The organism is Pseudomonas tensinigenes (genome assembly GCF_014268445.2).
Lineage (GTDB): Bacteria > Pseudomonadota > Gammaproteobacteria > Pseudomonadales > Pseudomonadaceae > Aquipseudomonas > Aquipseudomonas tensinigenes.
The window spans coordinates 6,484,091-6,499,852 of the sequence record NZ_CP077089.1 but is presented as its reverse complement, the minus strand read 5'-3'; the positions used below and the strand labels follow the sequence as shown (position 1 = coordinate 6,499,852).

Genomic DNA, 15,762 nt, shown 5'->3' with positions numbered 1-15,762 from the left:
ATGGACAGGATTCTGGTCAGTCGCTGCCTGCTGGGGCATCGCGTACGTTATGACGGCGGTGCGAGCGGGCCGTTTGATTTGCTTGAACAGTGGATTGCCGAAGGGCGGGTGGTGCCGTTGTGTCCGGAGGTTGCGGGTGGTTTGCCAACGCCACGGGCGGCGGCGGAGATCCCGGGCGGGCAGGGCGGTGAAGTGCTCGATGGTGTCGCGGCGGTGGTCACCACTGAGGGCGAGGATGTCAGTGCGCAGTTTCTCGATGGTGCGCGGCAGGCGCTGGCTCTCGTGCAGAAGCATGGCATTCGGGTGGCGGTGCTGAAAGCCAACAGTCCATCCTGTGGAAACCTGCTGACTTATGACGGGACTTTCAGTGGCGTGAAAGTCACTGGCGAAGGCGTGACGGCTGCACTGCTCAAGCGCCATGGCGTGCAGGTTTTCAGCGAACTTGAATTGGCTGAGACGGCGGTGGCTTTGGCTGCTTTGAACTGATCCGAAATCGTTGCCCTCACCCCAGCCCTCTCCCGGAGGGAGAGGGGGCCGACCGAGTTGTTCGGCGTCTTACATCGACCTGAAAGACCTTATCGACTATGGATTCGACACAGCCATTGCCGATCGATTATTGAGTCGACAAAGCAATGACCAGACGATTTTGGATTCGGCGAGGCAGTTTCAGGTCGGCATACCTCTAAAGCATCCCCAGATTAGTCCCCTCTCCCTTTGGGAGAGGGTTAGGGTGAGGGGCTTTTAAGGCTTCAACCACTTCTCGGTCAGCGCCGCCAAGCGCCCATCCGCCCTGATCCGCTGCATCGCGCTTTCAAGGCTGGCGTGAAACGCCGGGTTACCCTTCTGAAACGGAATCGCCAATTCCACCGGCGCGCTCGCCTTCGGTTTGGCATCCGTCAACGCCTGCACCAGCACCATCGGTTGCGGCTGTGCCGGCTCATCCTTCTTCGCCAGCATCTGCGCCTCGACCTTGCCATAAGGCTCTACGTCGAAACGATCCTTGAGTTCAGGTGTCAGTGCTATGTGGTTGAGCGCGACGTCGTACTTGCCGCTTTCAACGCCCTGGAGCAGGTCGGCCTCGTCGGTGACGATAAAGTCGGCGCGCACATCCAGCTCGTTGGCGAGCAGTTGCCCAAGCTCGACCTCGAACCCCGTGAGTGTGTCACCTTCCTTGAAATTGAAGGGCGGTGTATTAGCCTCCAGGGCTATGCGCAGCTCGCCACGGTCGTTGACGTCATCAATCAGTTCGGCGTGAGCCAAAGGGCTCAAAAGGGGTAGCAGGCAGATCAGGCCAGGCAGAAAACGCATGGTCACTCCTTTGAAATCATTATCGCGACGCTCTGATTCAGGCTCGCTTTGCTATGGTTGTCGAGTGCCTTCGACAACGAATGGTCATGAAGTTGTCATGACCGTGCGGATTTTACGGAAAAACTGGAGAAGAAAATGAAAAGCTTTATGTCACGTGCAGCGTTCGCGGGTGTGCTGATGGGCGTTTCGGTGCTGGCCAGTGCCGCCACACCGGCGCCAAAAGGTGCCGAAGTGTTCATCGTTTCTCCCGAGGACGGGGCCACGGTTTCGCAGACCTTTACCGTCAAGTTCGGTACCAAGGACGTCGCACTGGCACCGGCCGGTGACGTCACCAAGAACACCGGTCACCATCACCTGCTGATCGACGCCAAGGAAATTGTTCCTGCCGGTTCGGTCGTCCCTACCGATGCCAACCATATGCACTTCGGCAAGGCGCAGACCCAGGCTGACATCAAGCTCGCCCCGGGCAAACACACCTTGCAGCTGGAACTTGGCGACAGCGGTCACATGGCATTCGACCCGCCAATCGTCTCGAAGAAAATCACCATCAACGTGGAATAAAAAAGGGAGCCCTTTTCGGGGCTCCCTTTTTTATCAGCGGCGAGTTGCAAGCTGCGAGCTTCAAGCAAAAGCGAACATCACTTGCCGCTTGTAACTTGAGGCTTGTAGCTGTTCTTAGAAAAGAACCCGGCTACGGATAGTGCCGTTGATGTGCTGCAGCTTCTCTTGCGCCAGGTCCGAGTACTCGGCGTCGACATCGATCACCACGTAGCCAACCTTCTCGTTGGTCTGCAGGAACTGACCGGAGATGTTGATGCCGTTTTCGGCGAAGACCTTGTTGATCTCGCTCATCACACCCGGGATGTTCTCGTGGATGTGCAGCAGGCGGTGCTTGCCAGGGTGAGCCGGCAGGGCCACTTCCGGGAAGTTCACCGACGAAACCGACGTACCGTTGTCGCTGTACTTGACCAGTTTTTCTGCCACTTCCAGACCGATGTTGGCTTGCGCCTCGGCGGTCGAACCACCGATGTGCGGGGTCAGGATCACGTTGTCGAGGCCACGCAGCGGGCTTTCGAACTCTTCGTCGTTGGAGCGTGGCTCCACCGGGAATACGTCGATGGCCGCGCCGATCAGGTGCTTGTCCTTGATCGCGTCCGCCAGAGCGTCCAGCTCGACCACGGTACCGCGAGCAGCGTTGATCAGGATGCCGCCCTTCTTGATGGCGCGGATTTCCTTCTCGCCGATCATCCACTGGGTCGCAGCGGTTTCCGGAACGTGCAGGGTGACGATGTCGGACATGCCCAGCAGCTCGGTCAGGCTACCGATCTGAGTCGCGTTGCCCAGCGGCAGCTTGGTCACGGTGTCGTAGAAGTACACCTGCATGCCCAGACCTTCAGCCAGAACCGACAGCTGAGTACCGATCGAACCGTAGCCGACGATGCCGAGCTTCTTGCCACGGATCTCGAAGGAGTTGGCTGCGGATTTGATCCAGCCGCCACGGTGGCAGGAAGCGTTTTTCTCCGGGATGCCGCGCAGCAGCAGGATCGCTTCGGCCAGCACCAGCTCGGCAACGGAGCGGGTGTTGGAGTACGGCGCGTTGAACACGGCAATACCGCGCTCACGGGCAGCACTCAGGTCAACCTGGTTGGTGCCGATGCAGAAACAGCCGACCGCAACCAGCTTCTTCGCGTGATCGAAGATCTCTTCGGTCAGTTGGGTGCGCGAACGAATGCCGATGAAGTGAGCGTCAGCGATCTTTTCCTTGAGCTGGGCTTCCGGCAAGGAACCTGTCAGGTATTCGATGCTGGTGTAGCCCGCCGCCTTGAGGACGTCGACAGCCGATTGGTGGACGCCTTCGAGAAGAAGGAACTTGATCTTGCTCTTATCGAGAGAAGTCTTGCTCATCTGCGTAAACCTGTATCCCGGAGAAAAATGGCAGGAAATGGTCAACAGACGCTGACCCGGACGACAAGAATGTCGTCTCCGCGGATCTGGCCTTGGGCACTGTCCTGCGGGGTCGATATGCTAGCATAGCCTCCCCGCTAAACACTCATTCCTGCGACGTGAAGCGTTCTCAGGATGACCATGAATTGTTCGAGAGTTCTGTCGATGACCAATCCTGCCCTGATTGATGAACTGAAGACCCTGGTCGAGCCTGGCAAGGTCCTGACCGACGCCGACTCCCTGAATGCGTACGGCAAGGATTGGACCAAGCACTTCGCCCCGGCGCCCAGCGCCATCGTGTTTCCCAAGACTATCGAGCAGGTGCAGGCGGTGGTCCGTTGGGCCAACGCGCACAAGGTTGCGCTGGTGCCGTCGGGCGGGCGCACCGGGCTTTCTGCGGCTGCGGTAGCGGCCAACGGCGAAGTGGTCGTGTCGTTCGACTACATGAATCAGATTCTCGACGTGAACCTCACCGACCGCACCGCCGTTTGTCAGCCGGGCGTGGTCACCGAGCATTTGCAGAACGTCGCCGAAGAAAAAGGCCTGTACTACCCGGTCGACTTCGCCTCGGCAGGTTCCAGCCAGATTGGCGGCAATATCGGCACCAATGCCGGCGGGATCAAGGTGATTCGCTACGGCATGACCCGTAACTGGGTGGCCGGCATGAAAGTCGTCACCGGCAAGGGCGATGTGCTGGAACTGAACAAAGACCTGATCAAGAACGCCACCGGTTACGACCTGCGTCAGCTGTTCATCGGCGCTGAAGGCACCCTCGGTTTCGTCGTCGAAGCGACCATGCGCCTCGATCGCGCGCCGAAGAATCTCACCGCGATGGTCCTCGGCACCGCCGATTTCGACTCGATCATGCCGGTGCTGCACGCCTTCCAGGGCAAGCTCGACCTGACCGCCTTCGAATTCTTCTCCGACAAGGCTCTGGCCAAAGTCATGGGCCGTGGCGACGTACCGGCTCCGTTCGAGACCGATTGCCCGTTCTACGCGTTGCTGGAATTCGAAGCGACCACCGAAGAAGTGGCCAACAGCGCCCTCGAAACCTTCGAGCATTGCGTCGAGCAGGGCTGGGTGCTGGACGGCGTGATGAGCCAGAGCGAAACCCAGCTGCAGAACCTGTGGAAACTGCGCGAGTACATCTCCGAAACCATCTCGCACTGGACGCCGTACAAGAACGACATCTCGGTCACCGTGTCGAAAGTGCCGGCATTTCTAAAGGAAATCGACGCGATCGTCGGCGAACATTATCCGGACTTCGAAATCGTCTGGTTCGGCCACATCGGCGACGGCAACCTGCACTTGAACATCCTCAAGCCGGATAACCTCAGCAAGGACGAGTTCTTCGCCAAGTGCGCGACCGTCAACAAGTGGGTGTTCGAAACCGTCGAGAAGTACAACGGTTCGATCTCCGCCGAACACGGCGTCGGCATGACCAAACGCGATTACTTGACCTACAGCCGCTCGCCGGTTGAGATCGAGTACATGAAAGCGGTAAAAGCGGTGTTCGACCCGAACGGCATCATGAACCCGGGCAAGATTTTCGCGGTTTGATCGGCAATCTTTGATGAATCAATGAAGGCAGGAGTCGGTAAATGAGCTATCAGCACCAGTACGTCGACGGCACGCGCATCCACTTCCCGATCGGGAAAGTCGTGTGCATTGGCCGCAATTACGCCGAACACGCCAAAGAACTGGACAACCCGGTGCCTACCGAACCGTTGCTGTTCATCAAGCCGGGCAGTTGCGTGGTTGAGCTGGAAGGCGGTTTCGCCATTCCGACCGAGCGCGGTTCGGTGCACTACGAAGCGGAAATCGCCGTGTTGATCGGCAAGCCGTTGTCGACCAAGCCGAGCCGTGAAGAAGTGCTCGACGCGATCTCCGGTTTCGCCCCGGCGCTGGACCTGACCCTGCGCGACAAGCAGGCCGAGCTGAAAGCCAAGGGCCTGCCGTGGGAAATCGCCAAATCGTTCGACGGCGCGGCGGTGCTTGCACCGTTCGTGGTCGGCAGCACTTTTGCTGACCTGACCGACATCGGTATCCGCCTGACCATCAACGGCGAAGTGCGTCAGGACGGCAACAGCAGCGCGATGCTCAACCCGATCGTGCCGATGATCCAGCACATGGCCGGCTGCTTCTCGCTGCAGGCCGGTGACGTGATCCTCACTGGCACGCCAGTGGGCGTTGGCCCGCTGAACGTGGGCGATGACATCGTCCTCGAACTGGTCGGTGCGAGCAGCTTCACCAGCAGCGTGCGCTAATCGCAATACTGCAACACCCTGTGGGAGCGAGCCTGCTCGCGAAAGCGTCAGTTCAGTCGACATCATTGTTGCCTGACACTCCGTCTTCGCGAGCAGGCTCGCTCCCACATTTGTATGTGATCCATTTTGCAAACGGGCAGGGCAATCCCGCCATTTGCCGTTTTTTTCACATCCTGTACGGATAATTCCTCTCATTCTGGCGTCTGAGCCGGCCTCTTTGTGCTATTACCCTTAGCCTGAATTTTCGGAACGCGTCCCTCGATGTCATCTCAAACTCAGCTCAAACCCACTCGCCGTTCACGTTTCGCCCTGCGCTGGTATGTCTGGCTTTTGCTGGTCCTTGCCGCCGCTTATGCCGTGGCGTTTGCCATGCATTGGGATGATCGCGGTGTGCTTTGGCTGCAAGAGCGGTTCGAAAGCCAGGCCGAGCAGAAAGAAAGCATCTGGCTGCCGGACTATCGCGTGGTGATCGATGCCAAGCCGCTCAAGGGGATGGAGAAGGACGAAGCTTCGGATCTGGCGTACAACCCGCAGACCAAAACGCTGTTTTCGGTGATGGGCAAGAACCCGTTTCTTGCTGAACTGACTTTACAGGGCGATGTGCTGCGCAAGATGCCGCTGGTGGGCTGGAGCAATCCGGAAGGCCTGACGATGATGGAAAACGGCCTGATGGCCATCGTCGACGAGCGCCAGCACATGCTGTCGATCGTCAAGGTCGACGCTGATACTCGCGAATTGAACATCGCCGATTTCCCGAAATACGATCTCGGCCCGTCGAAAGACCAGAACAAAGCCTTTGAAGCCATCACCTGGGACCCGCACAACCAACAAATACTGTTGGGCGAGGAGCGCCCGCCGGCGCTGTTCACCTGGAAAAGCGATGGCAGCCAGACCCTCAAGGGCGACAAGCAGAAACTCGCCAGTGATGAACTGGATATTCGCAACCTCTCGGCCTTGGCGATTGACCCGCGCACCCAGCACACACTGGTACTGTCCGCCGACTCACATCTGCTGCTGGAACTGGACGAGAAGGGCGAACAGGTCAGCTTCATGACCCTGCTTGGCGGCTTCAACGGCCTGAAGAACACCATCCCCCGCGCCGAAGGCGTGACCATGGACGAGGCGGGCACGCTGTATATGGTCAGCGAGCCAAACCTGTTCTACCGCTTCGAGAAACAGAGGTAGTGCCTCTGTGTAGGAGCTGCCGAAGGTTCGGGCCGCGTTCGGACGATCTTTTGACTGTGGGACGCAGAGCGTCCCCGGCTGCATTCCCACGCAGAGCGTGGGAACGATCAGATCGCAGCCTGCGGCAGCTCCTACACGGGTTGGCTTGTGGTTTGAGGCAAGTGGCCATTAAGCTTCAGTTCAGACGGGCGTGATATTTCATCCGCCTGTTTTGATCCCGAGCTCATCCACATGCGTCGACTTGCCCGCCCCAAGCCTCTGATTATCTTCCTGGCGGTGATTGCCCTGATCGCGTTGATTGCGATCGGCCAATACATGCGCCTGTTCGAGCGTGCCTGGTTCAACCTGCACACACTGTGGCAACCGCAGAGTAGCGAGTCGATTGGGCTGGATCAGTATCGCGTCGAGATTGAAGCGCGGGTGATTGACGGGTTGGACGACGATGTTTCGGCGCTCACCTTCGATCCGGTGCGCAAAAGCCTGTTCACCGTGACCAACAAGAATTCCGAACTGGTCGAACTGTCGCTCGAAGGCAAGATCCTGCGGCGCATTGCCCTGATTGGTTTTGGCGATCCCGAAGCGGTTGAGTACATCAGCGCCGACACCTACGTGATCACTGACGAGCGTCAGCAGCGGTTGATCAAGATTCACCTGGAAGCAGACACCACATTCCTCGATGCGGCGGACGCCGAGCAGATGACCCTCGGCGTGCATATGGCGAGCAACAAAGGTTTTGAAGGCCTGGCGTATGACTCGGTAGGCAAGCGCTTGTTTGTTGCGAAGGAACGTAACCCGATGCTGATCTACGAAGTGCACGGTTTCCCGCATTTCAATCCGGAGAAGTCCTACGCGGTGCATGTGATCAATGATCCCAAGCGTGACGCCGGGATGTTTGTGCGCGATCTGTCGAGTTTGCAGTACGACGAGCGTAGCGGCCATTTATTGGCGCTGTCGGATGAGTCGCGGCTGATTCTGGAACTGGATGTCGGTGGACGACCGTTGAGCACGATGTCCATTAGTGGCGGTCGGCAGGGTTTGAAGAAGACCGTGCCGCAGGCGGAAGGCATTGCCATGGATGATGACGGGACGTTGTATCTGGTGAGTGAGCCGAACCTGTTCTACGTCTTCAAAAAACCAACACAGCCCTAACTCACACCACAAAACAATGTGGGAGCGAGCCTGCTCGCGAAGGCGTCGTGTCAGCCAATGAAAATGTTGGCTGAACTGGCGCTTTCGCGAGCAGGCTCGCTCCCACAGGTTTATTTGTCTGCCCACAAATATGTGGATGGCCGGGCTTACTCAGCCTTGAGGGTTTTCACGCCTTCGCTAGTACCCAGCAACAACAGATCCGCCGGACGCGCCGCGAACAAGCCGTTGGTGACCACGCCAACAATCGCATTGATCTGCGCTTCCAGCTCCACCGGGTTGGTGATCTGCAGGTTGAACACATCGAGAATGATGTTGCCGTTGTCGGTCAAAACGCCTTCGCGGTACACCGGGTCGCCGCCCAATTTCACCAACTGACGAGCAACGTGGCTGCGCGCCATCGGGATCACTTCGACTGGCAGCGGGAATTCGCCCAGCACCGGCACCAGTTTGCTGGCGTCGGCGATGCAAATGAAGGTCTTGGCCACAGCCGCGACAATCTTCTCGCGGGTCAGTGCGGCGCCGCCGCCCTTGATCAGGTTCAGGTGCGCGTCGCTTTCGTCGGCGCCATCAACGTAGAACTCCAGGTCGCTGACGGTGTTCAGCTCATACACCGGAATCCCGTGGCCTTTCAGGCGCGCGGCGGTGGCTTCGGAGCTGGCGACCGCGCCATCGAACGCGCCCTTGTGCTGGGCCAGGGCGTCGATGAAGCAGTTGGCGGTGGAGCCGGTGCCGACCCCGACGATGCTCTTGTCGTCGAGTTTCGGAAGGATGAAGTCGACGGCGGCCTGAGCCACTGCCTGTTTGAGTTGATCCTGGGTCATGCGGGCTCCGGAAGCGGGCAAGGTGAGAACGGAAAGGCCGGCATTATAGCCGCAAGCGCGGCTAAAACCTCTGGATTCGTGTGGTCGTGCGGGCAAAAGCCGGGTTAGACTCCTCGGTCCCGCTCAACCGCTCAGTGATGCTTTCCGATGCTCGAACAGTACGTCAAAAAGATCCTCACCTCGCGCGTTTATGACGTTGCCGTAGAAACCCCGCTGCAGAACGCTCGCCAGCTCTCCGAGCGGCTGGGCAACGACATTTGGCTCAAGCGTGAAGACTTGCAGCCGGTGTTCTCGTTCAAGATTCGCGGCGCCTACAACAAACTGACGCAACTGAGCGATGAAGAGCGCGCCCGTGGCGTGGTCACCGCGTCGGCGGGCAACCATGCGCAGGGCTTGGCCCTGGCGGCGAAAGTGCTGGGCGTCAAAGCTACCATCGTCATGCCCAAGACCACCCCCGAAATCAAAGTCGAAGGCGTGCGTTCACGCGGCGGCAAAGTGGTGCTGCACGGTGATTCGTTCCCGGAAGCCCTGGCCTACTCGCTGAAACTGGTTGATGAAAAAGGCTACGTCTACATCCACCCGTACGACGATCCGCACACCATCGCCGGGCAGGGCACCGTGGCCATGGAAATTCTGCGCCAGCACCCGCAGCCGCTGGACGCGATTTTCGTTCCGGTCGGCGGCGGTGGTTTGATCGCCGGTATCGCTGCGTACGTAAAATACCTGCGCCCGGACATCAAAGTCATTGGCGTCGAGCCGGACGATTCCAACTGCTTGCAAGCGGCGATGGCCGCCGGTGAACGCGTGGTGCTGCCGACCGTGGGCATCTTCGCCGACGGCGTGGCGGTGGCACAGATCGGCCAGCACACCTTTGACATCTGCAAAGACTATGTCGATGAAGTGATCATCGTCAGCACTGACGAGATCTGCGCCGCTATCAAGGATATCTACGACGATACCCGCTCGATCACCGAACCTGCCGGCGCCTTGGGCGTGGCAGGGATCAAGAAGTACGTCGAGTTGCGCGGCGTCAGTGGCCAGACTTTTGTGGCCATCGACTCCGGTGCCAACGTCAACTTCGACCGCTTGCGCCACGTCGCCGAGCGCGCCGAACTGGGTGAAGGCCGCGAAGCGATCATCGCCGTGACCATCCCCGAGAAGGCCGGCAGCTTCAAGGCGTTCTGCGAAGCCATCGGCAAGCGCCAGATCACCGAATTCAACTACCGCTACAACACCGGCAGCGAAGCGCACATCTTTGTCGGCGTGCAGACCCACCCGGAAAACGACCCGCGCAGCGCATTGCTGGCGAGCCTGACCGAGCAAGGTTTCCCGGTCACCGATCTGACCGACAACGAACTGGCCAAACTGCACATCCGCCACATGGTCGGCGGCCGCGCGGCGCAGGTGGTCGATGAAGTGGTGTTCCGTTTTGAATTCCCGGAGCGTCCGGGGGCGCTGTTCAACTTCCTTAATAAGCTCGGTGGGCGCTGGAACATTTCGATGTTTCATTACCGCAACCACGGCGCCGCCGATGGCCGCGTGGTCGCCGGCCTGCAAGTGCCGCACGACGAGCGTCATCTGGTGCCGGCGGCGCTTGCGGAAATCGGTTACCCGTACTGGGATGAAAGCGAGAACCCGGCCTATCAGCTGTTTCTTGGCTGAACGGCTACGCTGATGGGCATGGCCCAAGGAAGAGAAATACATGGAAACCCTGACCACCCTGAAAGTCCTTCACGTTGCGGCGACCGTGGTCATACTCGCGAGCGGGCTGGGGCTCGCCGCTCTGACCTGGCGTAATCGCAGCGAAGGGCCGGCCAGCACGATGCAGCGTCCCTGGCTGTTTATCTGGTGTTTGATGCTGATCGGGATGCTGAGCATGCCTTTCACCGGCTGGTGGTTGGTGCACCTGATCGGCTGGCCACTGGGGCAGTTGTGGATTCTGGGTTCCAGCGTGATCTATGCCGTGGCCACGTTGAGTGCAGTGTGGTTGTTGGTGCGGCTTAATCGGCTGTGGACTAGCGGGGTTGGTAACTGGAAATTCACGTTGGCGCTGGCGATTGTCAGCGGCATCGGATTTCTCGCCATTGCCGGGTTGATGGGTGCCAAGCCTGTTTAAGGCTTGAGACCGAGTTGACCCCATTCGCGAGCAGGCTCGCTCCCACAGGGGATTTGTGACCTACACAGATCCCCTGTGGGAGCGAGCCTGCTCGCGAAGGCGTAATCAGCCGCGCAGCGAAATCACCGGCCAGCCACGCTTCTCCGCTTCAGCCCGCAGATTCGGATCCGGATCAACAGCCACCGGATTCGCCACCTGCTCAAGCAACGGCAAATCATTCATCGAATCGCTATAGAAATAGCTGTCATCCAAAGAATACCCGGTCTCTTCCAGCCAACGGTTCAGGCGCGTCACCTTGCCTTCACGGAAGCACGGAATATCAGTGCTGCGCCCGCTGTAACGGCCATCGACCATTTCGCATTCAGTAGCGATCAGGGTTTCAACGCCCAGACGCACAGCAATCGGCGCGGTGACGAAGCGGTTGGTTGCGGTGATGATCACCAGTTTGTCGCCCGCGTCGCGGTGCTTTTTCAGCAGTTCCAGCGCTTTGGGCAAGACGATCGGTTCGATGCAGTCGCGCATGTAATCGCTGTGCCATTGCTCGAGCACGGCCATGTCGGTGCGGCCGAGGATCTCCAGGCAGAAGTTCAGGTACGCGGCGTTATCCAGTTTGCCGGCCAGGTAATCCTGATAGAACTCGTCGTTGCGCGCTTTGTACGCAATCGGGTCGAGGAAGCCGCGTTCACACAGATAGTCGCCCCAAGCGTGATCGCTGTCGCCGCCCAGAAGGGTGTTGTCCAAATCGAAGAGTGCCAGGCGCATTGCAGTTACCCGCTGATAAGTCTGTAAAAAGGCGACAAGAATACGGTCTTTTCACAAGAGTGCACATAAGGTAGGAAGCTTCGTTGCCGCCTTATCAACCTTTGTGGAACAATGCGGCGACATGCGTTTGCGAGGTTGTTGCCGTGATCGACCCCGATGGTTTCCGCCCCAATGTCGGGATCATTCTGACGAATGACGCCGGCCAGGTGCTATGGGCTCGCCGTATCAATCAAGATGCCTGGCAGTTTCCGCAAGGGGGAATCAACCCTGAAGAGACGCCGGAAGACGCCTTGTACCGCGAGCTGAACGAAGAAGTTGGCCTGGAACGTGAAGATGTTGAAATACTGGCCTGTACTCGGGGCTGGTTGCGCTATCGTTTGCCGCAACGTCTGGTGCGTACGCACAGCCAACCGCTGTGCATCGGCCAGAAACAGAAATGGTTTCTCCTGCGCCTGATCTCCAACGAGCAGCGGGTGCGGATGGATTTGACCGGTAAACCGGAGTTCGATGGCTGGCGCTGGGTCAGCTATTGGTATCCGTTGGGCCAGGTGGTGACATTCAAGCGCGAGGTGTATCGCCGCGCCCTCAAAGAGCTTGCCCCGCGCCTTTTAGCGCGCGACTGACGACGGAGTTCGACCCCGAGCCATGCTCAATACGCTGCGCAAGATCGTCCAGGAAGTTAACTCCGCCAAGGATCTCAAGGCGGCGTTGGGGATTATTGTGTTGCGCGTCAAAGAGGCCATGGGCAGCCAGGTCTGCTCGGTCTACCTGCTTGATCCCGAGACCAACCGTTTCGTCCTGATGGCCACCGAGGGCTTGAACAAGCGCTCGATCGGCAAGGTCAGCATGGCACCCAACGAAGGTCTGGTCGGTCTGGTCGGCACGCGTGAAGAACCCCTGAACCTCGAAAACGCTTCGGTTCACCCGCGCTACCGCTACTTCGCCGAAACCGGTGAAGAGCGTTACGCCTCGTTCCTCGGTGCACCGATCATTCACCACCGCCGCGTCGTCGGCGTGTTGGTCATCCAGCAAAAAGAACGCCGTCAGTTCGACGAAGGTGAAGAAGCCTTCCTCGTGACCATGAGTGCGCAGCTCGCCGGGGTTATCGCCCACGCCGAGGCCACCGGTTCGATCCGTGGTCTGGGCCGTCAGGGCAAGGGTATTCAGGAAGCCAAGTTTGTCGGCGTGCCGGGTTCGCCGGGGGCGGCGGTCGGTACGGCGGTGGTCATGCTGCCGCCGGCCGATCTCGACGTGGTGCCAGACAAGACCATCACCGACATTGACGCTGAGCTGGCGCTGTTCAAGACCGCCATCGAAGGCGTGCGCGCCGACATGCGCACGTTGTCCGCCAAACTGGCGACGCAGTTGCGCCCGGAAGAGCGCGCGCTGTTCGACGTCTACCTGATGATGCTCGACGATGCCTCGCTGGGCAGCGAAATCACCACGGTGATCAAGACCGGCCAGTGGGCCCAGGGCGCGCTGCGTCAGGTGGTCACGGAACACGTCAACCGTTTCGAATTGATGGACGACGCCTACCTGCGTGAGCGTGCATCGGACGTCAAAGACCTTGGCCGCCGTCTGCTCGCCTATTTGCAGGAAGAGCGTCAGCAGAACCTGGTCTATCCGGAAAAAACCATTCTGGTCAGCGAAGAACTGACGCCGGCGATGCTCGGCGAGGTGCCGGAAGGCACGCTGGTCGGTCTGGTCTCGGTACTCGGCTCGGGTAACTCGCACGTCGCGATCCTCGCCCGGGCCATGGGTATCCCGACGGTCATGGGTCTGGTCGACCTGCCGTACGCCAAGGTCGACGGCATCGAAATGATCGTCGACGGCACCCGCGGCGAGGTCTACACCAACCCGAGCGAAGTGCTGCGCAAGCAGTTCGCCGAGGTCGTCGAAGAAGAGAAACAACTGGCGCTGGGCCTCGACACCCTGCGCGACCTGCCGTGCGTGACCCTCGATGGCCACCGCATGCCGCTTTGGGTCAATACCGGTTTGCTCGCCGATGTGGCGCGGGCGCAGAAGCGTGGCGCCGAGGGTGTTGGCCTGTACCGCACCGAAGTGCCGTTCATGATCAACCAGCGGTTCCCGAGCGAGAAGGAACAACTGGCGATCTACCGCGAGCAGCTCGCCGCGTTCCACCCGCAACCGGTGACCATGCGCAGCCTCGACATCGGCGGTGACAAGTCGCTGTCGTACTTCCCGATCAAGGAAGACAACCCGTTTCTCGGCTGGCGCGGCATTCGCGTCACCCTCGACCACCCGGAAATCTTCCTGGTGCAGACCCGCGCGATGCTCAAGGCCAGCGAAGGCCTGAACAACCTGCGGATTCTGCTGCCGATGATCTCCGGCACCCACGAACTCGAAGAAGCCCTGCACCTGATTCACCGGGCCTGGGGCGAAGTGCGCGACGAAGGCACCGACGTGCCGATGCCGCCGATCGGCGTGATGATCGAGATTCCGGCGGCGGTGTATCAGACCAAGGAACTGGCGCGGATGGTCGACTTCCTTTCGGTCGGCTCCAACGACCTGACCCAGTATTTGCTGGCGGTCGATCGCAATAACCCGCGTGTGGCCGATCTTTACGACTACCTGCATCCAGCGGTGCTGCAAGCCCTGCAAACCGTGGTGCGCGATGCCCATGCCGAAGGTAAACCGGTGAGTATCTGCGGCGAAATGGCCGGCGACCCGGCGGCGGCGGTGCTGTTGATGGCGATGGGTTTCGACAGTCTGTCGATGAACGCCACCAACTTGCCGAAGGTCAAGTGGATGTTGCGTCAGGTCAATCTGAGCAAGGCCCAGGAGTTGTTGGCCGAGTTGATGACCATCGATAACCCGCAAGTAATCCACAGCTCGCTGCAATTGGCGCTGAAGAACCTTGGGTTGTCGAAGATGCATCCGCCGGCGGTGGTCAAGGCCCTCTGAAGATCAAAAGCCCCTCATCGGAACGCCGCCCGCCTAACCCTCTCCCGGAGGGAGAGGGGACTGATCGGGGGATGCTGCAGAGGTACGCCGACCTGAAAGTGCTGTATTGAATCCATAATCGAAGCGCACCGACCTGATAGTGCTGTGCTGAATCCATAATCGAAGCGCACCGACCTGATAGTGCTGTGCTGAATCCATAATCGAAGCGCACCGACCTGATAGTGCTGTGCCGAATCCATAATCGACCCACACCGACGAAGGTGCTGGGTTGAAGCCGTAGTCGTCTCACAGCGACTGAAGATGCTGCTGAATCCATAATCAACTCGGTCTTTCAGGTCGATGTACGGCTCAAGACACCACGGTCGGCTCCCTCTCCCTCCGGGAGAGGGCTGGGGTGAGGGTAAGCTTTTAAGCTGTTATCTCCACTTCGCCCAAATGCCCGCCATACGGCCCATAACTCCGCTCCACCATCCGCCGAGTCCCATCCGCCTTCACGATCAACGCCGTACTCGCCCGCGTCCCGTAACTCTGGCTGGCAATAAACACACTCGACAGCAATGTTTCAGTGGCCAGACCCACGCCGGTATCTGGCAATTCCGCTTCCGGCGCGGTCTGGGCATCGCTTAGCAAATCGAGCAAGTGCTGCGGTTGCGGATCATCCAGCACCGCACTCAACCCAGCCTTGGCCTTCAGCAACTTCGGCCACGGCGTATCCAGACCGGCATTCGACAGTCCGTAAACCCCCGATCCCAGCATCACCGGTTCCGACATCCGCGCATTGAAATGCCACAGCTCATGACTGTTGCCGAGCAGCAGATTGAACCCGGCATATTCCGCCGCACGCCCGACCACATCGCTCAAATAATCATCAATCGACGAATCGCCAGTCAGAAACCGCGCCACCAGCTCACCCCGTGATTTACGCGCCGGCGGCTGATGTGGATCGCGAATATTGGTCAACGCAGCAAAGCGGCCGTTGGCGCCAATCCCCAGCCAGGTGCCGCCGGCCTCAAGATCACGCCCGGCATGTACGTGCGGCACTTCCGGCCATTGCGCCAGCGGCAGGCTCGGCCGGGCGTAGAACTCGTCGCGGTTGGCCGCGACGATCAGCGGCTGGGCATGGCCCGGGCGCCAGGCGAAAACAATCAGGCACATAAGGTGGTCCTTGTGTGTTTTTTGCTCACTCTACGCATCCGGCGTCCGTGCATCCATCGCCAGTGGAGCCAAAGGGTGTGCATCCGTTACCATGCCGCTCCGGTTTTGCGGATGCGGTCTGGGGAGACGG

The 15,762-nt window shown here is 59.5% G+C and carries 15 protein-coding genes; 10 read left to right on the top strand and 5 right to left on the bottom strand.

All coding sequences use genetic code 11. The annotated features are described in order from the left end of the window. Nucleotides 1-486, top strand: a complete 486-nt coding sequence (locus HU718_RS28990) for a 2-thiouracil desulfurase family protein (protein ID WP_186616683.1) — start codon at nt 1-3, stop codon at nt 484-486. 255 nt (nt 487-741) lie between these two features. Here the strand turns inward: HU718_RS28990 and HU718_RS28985 are convergent, their stop codons facing one another. Continuing rightward, entirely contained in the window at nt 742-1,308 is a 567-nt protein-coding gene (locus tag HU718_RS28985) for a transporter substrate-binding domain-containing protein (protein ID WP_186616682.1), read from the bottom strand. 135 nt (nt 1,309-1,443) lie between these two features. Here HU718_RS28985 and HU718_RS28980 point away from each other — a divergent pair, with 135 nt between their 5' ends. Continuing rightward, a complete protein-coding gene (locus HU718_RS28980) occupies nt 1,444-1,869 on the top strand; it encodes a DUF4399 domain-containing protein (RefSeq protein ID WP_102901377.1) in 426 nt (141 codons plus the stop codon). 114 nt (nt 1,870-1,983) lie between these two features. Here HU718_RS28980 and serA read toward each other — a convergent pair whose 3' ends face one another. Then, complete coding sequence (gene serA, locus HU718_RS28975; protein WP_008085296.1) at nt 1,984-3,213, bottom strand: phosphoglycerate dehydrogenase; 1,230 nt, start codon at nt 3,211-3,213, stop codon at nt 1,984-1,986. A gap of 204 nt (nt 3,214-3,417) precedes the next feature. Between serA and HU718_RS28970 the strand changes: the two genes are divergently transcribed. The 4 genes from HU718_RS28970 (at nt 3,418) to HU718_RS28955 (ending at nt 7,853) form a co-directional block, all read left to right on the top strand. After that, nucleotides 3,418-4,812: a D-2-hydroxyglutarate dehydrogenase gene (locus tag HU718_RS28970; RefSeq protein WP_110718062.1), complete on the top strand. Its 1,395-nt coding sequence runs from the start codon at nt 3,418-3,420 to the stop codon at nt 4,810-4,812. Nucleotides 4,813-4,853: 41 nt separating this feature from the next. Beyond that, nucleotides 4,854-5,519 (top strand): fumarylacetoacetate hydrolase family protein, encoded by a 666-nt coding sequence (locus HU718_RS28965; protein WP_007913879.1) that lies wholly within the window; start codon nt 4,854-4,856, stop codon nt 5,517-5,519. Nucleotides 5,520-5,780: 261 nt separating this feature from the next. After that, complete coding sequence (locus tag HU718_RS28960) at nt 5,781-6,704, top strand: SdiA-regulated domain-containing protein (protein WP_186616681.1); 924 nt, start codon at nt 5,781-5,783, stop codon at nt 6,702-6,704. A gap of 231 nt (nt 6,705-6,935) precedes the next feature. After that, the gene (locus tag HU718_RS28955; RefSeq protein WP_186616680.1) at nt 6,936-7,853 is read left to right on the top strand and encodes an SdiA-regulated domain-containing protein; all 918 of its coding nucleotides are present in this window, start codon (nt 6,936-6,938) and stop codon (nt 7,851-7,853) included. A gap of 146 nt (nt 7,854-7,999) precedes the next feature. Here the strand turns inward: HU718_RS28955 and rpiA are convergent, their stop codons facing one another. Beyond that, nucleotides 8,000-8,674, bottom strand: a complete 675-nt coding sequence (rpiA, locus tag HU718_RS28950; protein ID WP_007913886.1) for a ribose-5-phosphate isomerase RpiA — start codon at nt 8,672-8,674, stop codon at nt 8,000-8,002. 147 nt (nt 8,675-8,821) lie between these two features. Here rpiA and ilvA point away from each other — a divergent pair, with 147 nt between their 5' ends. Together ilvA and HU718_RS28940 are read left to right on the top strand one after the other, a co-directional pair. Then, nucleotides 8,822-10,336, top strand: a complete 1,515-nt coding sequence (gene ilvA, locus HU718_RS28945; RefSeq protein WP_186616679.1) for a threonine ammonia-lyase, biosynthetic — start codon at nt 8,822-8,824, stop codon at nt 10,334-10,336. Between the two features lie 40 nt (nt 10,337-10,376). Then, a complete protein-coding gene (locus HU718_RS28940; protein WP_102901372.1) occupies nt 10,377-10,790 on the top strand; it encodes a DUF2269 family protein in 414 nt (137 codons plus the stop codon). Nucleotides 10,791-10,895: 105 nt separating this feature from the next. Here the strand turns inward: HU718_RS28940 and HU718_RS28935 are convergent, their stop codons facing one another. Then, nucleotides 10,896-11,552 (bottom strand): histidinol-phosphatase, encoded by a 657-nt coding sequence (locus HU718_RS28935; RefSeq protein ID WP_150706341.1) that lies wholly within the window; start codon nt 11,550-11,552, stop codon nt 10,896-10,898. Nucleotides 11,553-11,695: 143 nt separating this feature from the next. Here HU718_RS28935 and HU718_RS28930 point away from each other — a divergent pair, with 143 nt between their 5' ends. Both HU718_RS28930 and ptsP read left to right on the top strand, forming a co-directional pair. Beyond that, nucleotides 11,696-12,175 carry an RNA pyrophosphohydrolase gene (locus HU718_RS28930; protein WP_003229203.1) on the top strand — a complete coding sequence of 160 codons (480 nt, stop codon included), beginning with the start codon at nt 11,696-11,698 and terminating at the stop codon, nt 12,173-12,175. A gap of 22 nt (nt 12,176-12,197) precedes the next feature. Next, a complete protein-coding gene (gene ptsP / locus HU718_RS28925) occupies nt 12,198-14,477 on the top strand; it encodes a phosphoenolpyruvate--protein phosphotransferase (protein ID WP_150731210.1) in 2,280 nt (759 codons plus the stop codon). Nucleotides 14,478-14,885: 408 nt separating this feature from the next. Here the strand turns inward: ptsP and HU718_RS28920 are convergent, their stop codons facing one another. Next, nucleotides 14,886-15,632: an NRDE family protein gene (locus tag HU718_RS28920; protein ID WP_186616678.1), complete on the bottom strand. Its 747-nt coding sequence runs from the start codon at nt 15,630-15,632 to the stop codon at nt 14,886-14,888. Between the last annotated feature and the right edge of the window lie 130 nt (nt 15,633-15,762).

Coding starts and splice junctions, on each gene's coding strand:
- HU718_RS28990 (WP_186616683.1), top strand. CDS start 1: ATGGACAGGATTCTGGTCAGTCGCTGCCTGCTGGGGCATCGCGTACGT.
- HU718_RS28985 (WP_186616682.1), bottom strand. CDS start 1,308: ATGCGTTTTCTGCCTGGCCTGATCTGCCTGCTACCCCTTTTGAGCCCT.
- HU718_RS28980 (WP_102901377.1), top strand. CDS start 1,444: ATGAAAAGCTTTATGTCACGTGCAGCGTTCGCGGGTGTGCTGATGGGC.
- serA (WP_008085296.1), bottom strand. CDS start 3,213: ATGAGCAAGACTTCTCTCGATAAGAGCAAGATCAAGTTCCTTCTTCTC.
- HU718_RS28970 (WP_110718062.1), top strand. CDS start 3,418: ATGACCAATCCTGCCCTGATTGATGAACTGAAGACCCTGGTCGAGCCT.
- HU718_RS28965 (WP_007913879.1), top strand. CDS start 4,854: ATGAGCTATCAGCACCAGTACGTCGACGGCACGCGCATCCACTTCCCG.
- HU718_RS28960 (WP_186616681.1), top strand. CDS start 5,781: ATGTCATCTCAAACTCAGCTCAAACCCACTCGCCGTTCACGTTTCGCC.
- HU718_RS28955 (WP_186616680.1), top strand. CDS start 6,936: ATGCGTCGACTTGCCCGCCCCAAGCCTCTGATTATCTTCCTGGCGGTG.
- rpiA (WP_007913886.1), bottom strand. CDS start 8,674: ATGACCCAGGATCAACTCAAACAGGCAGTGGCTCAGGCCGCCGTCGAC.
- ilvA (WP_186616679.1), top strand. CDS start 8,822: ATGCTCGAACAGTACGTCAAAAAGATCCTCACCTCGCGCGTTTATGAC.
- HU718_RS28940 (WP_102901372.1), top strand. CDS start 10,377: ATGGAAACCCTGACCACCCTGAAAGTCCTTCACGTTGCGGCGACCGTG.
- HU718_RS28935 (WP_150706341.1), bottom strand. CDS start 11,552: ATGCGCCTGGCACTCTTCGATTTGGACAACACCCTTCTGGGCGGCGAC.
- ptsP (WP_150731210.1), top strand. CDS start 12,198: ATGCTCAATACGCTGCGCAAGATCGTCCAGGAAGTTAACTCCGCCAAG.
- HU718_RS28920 (WP_186616678.1), bottom strand. CDS start 15,632: ATGTGCCTGATTGTTTTCGCCTGGCGCCCGGGCCATGCCCAGCCGCTG.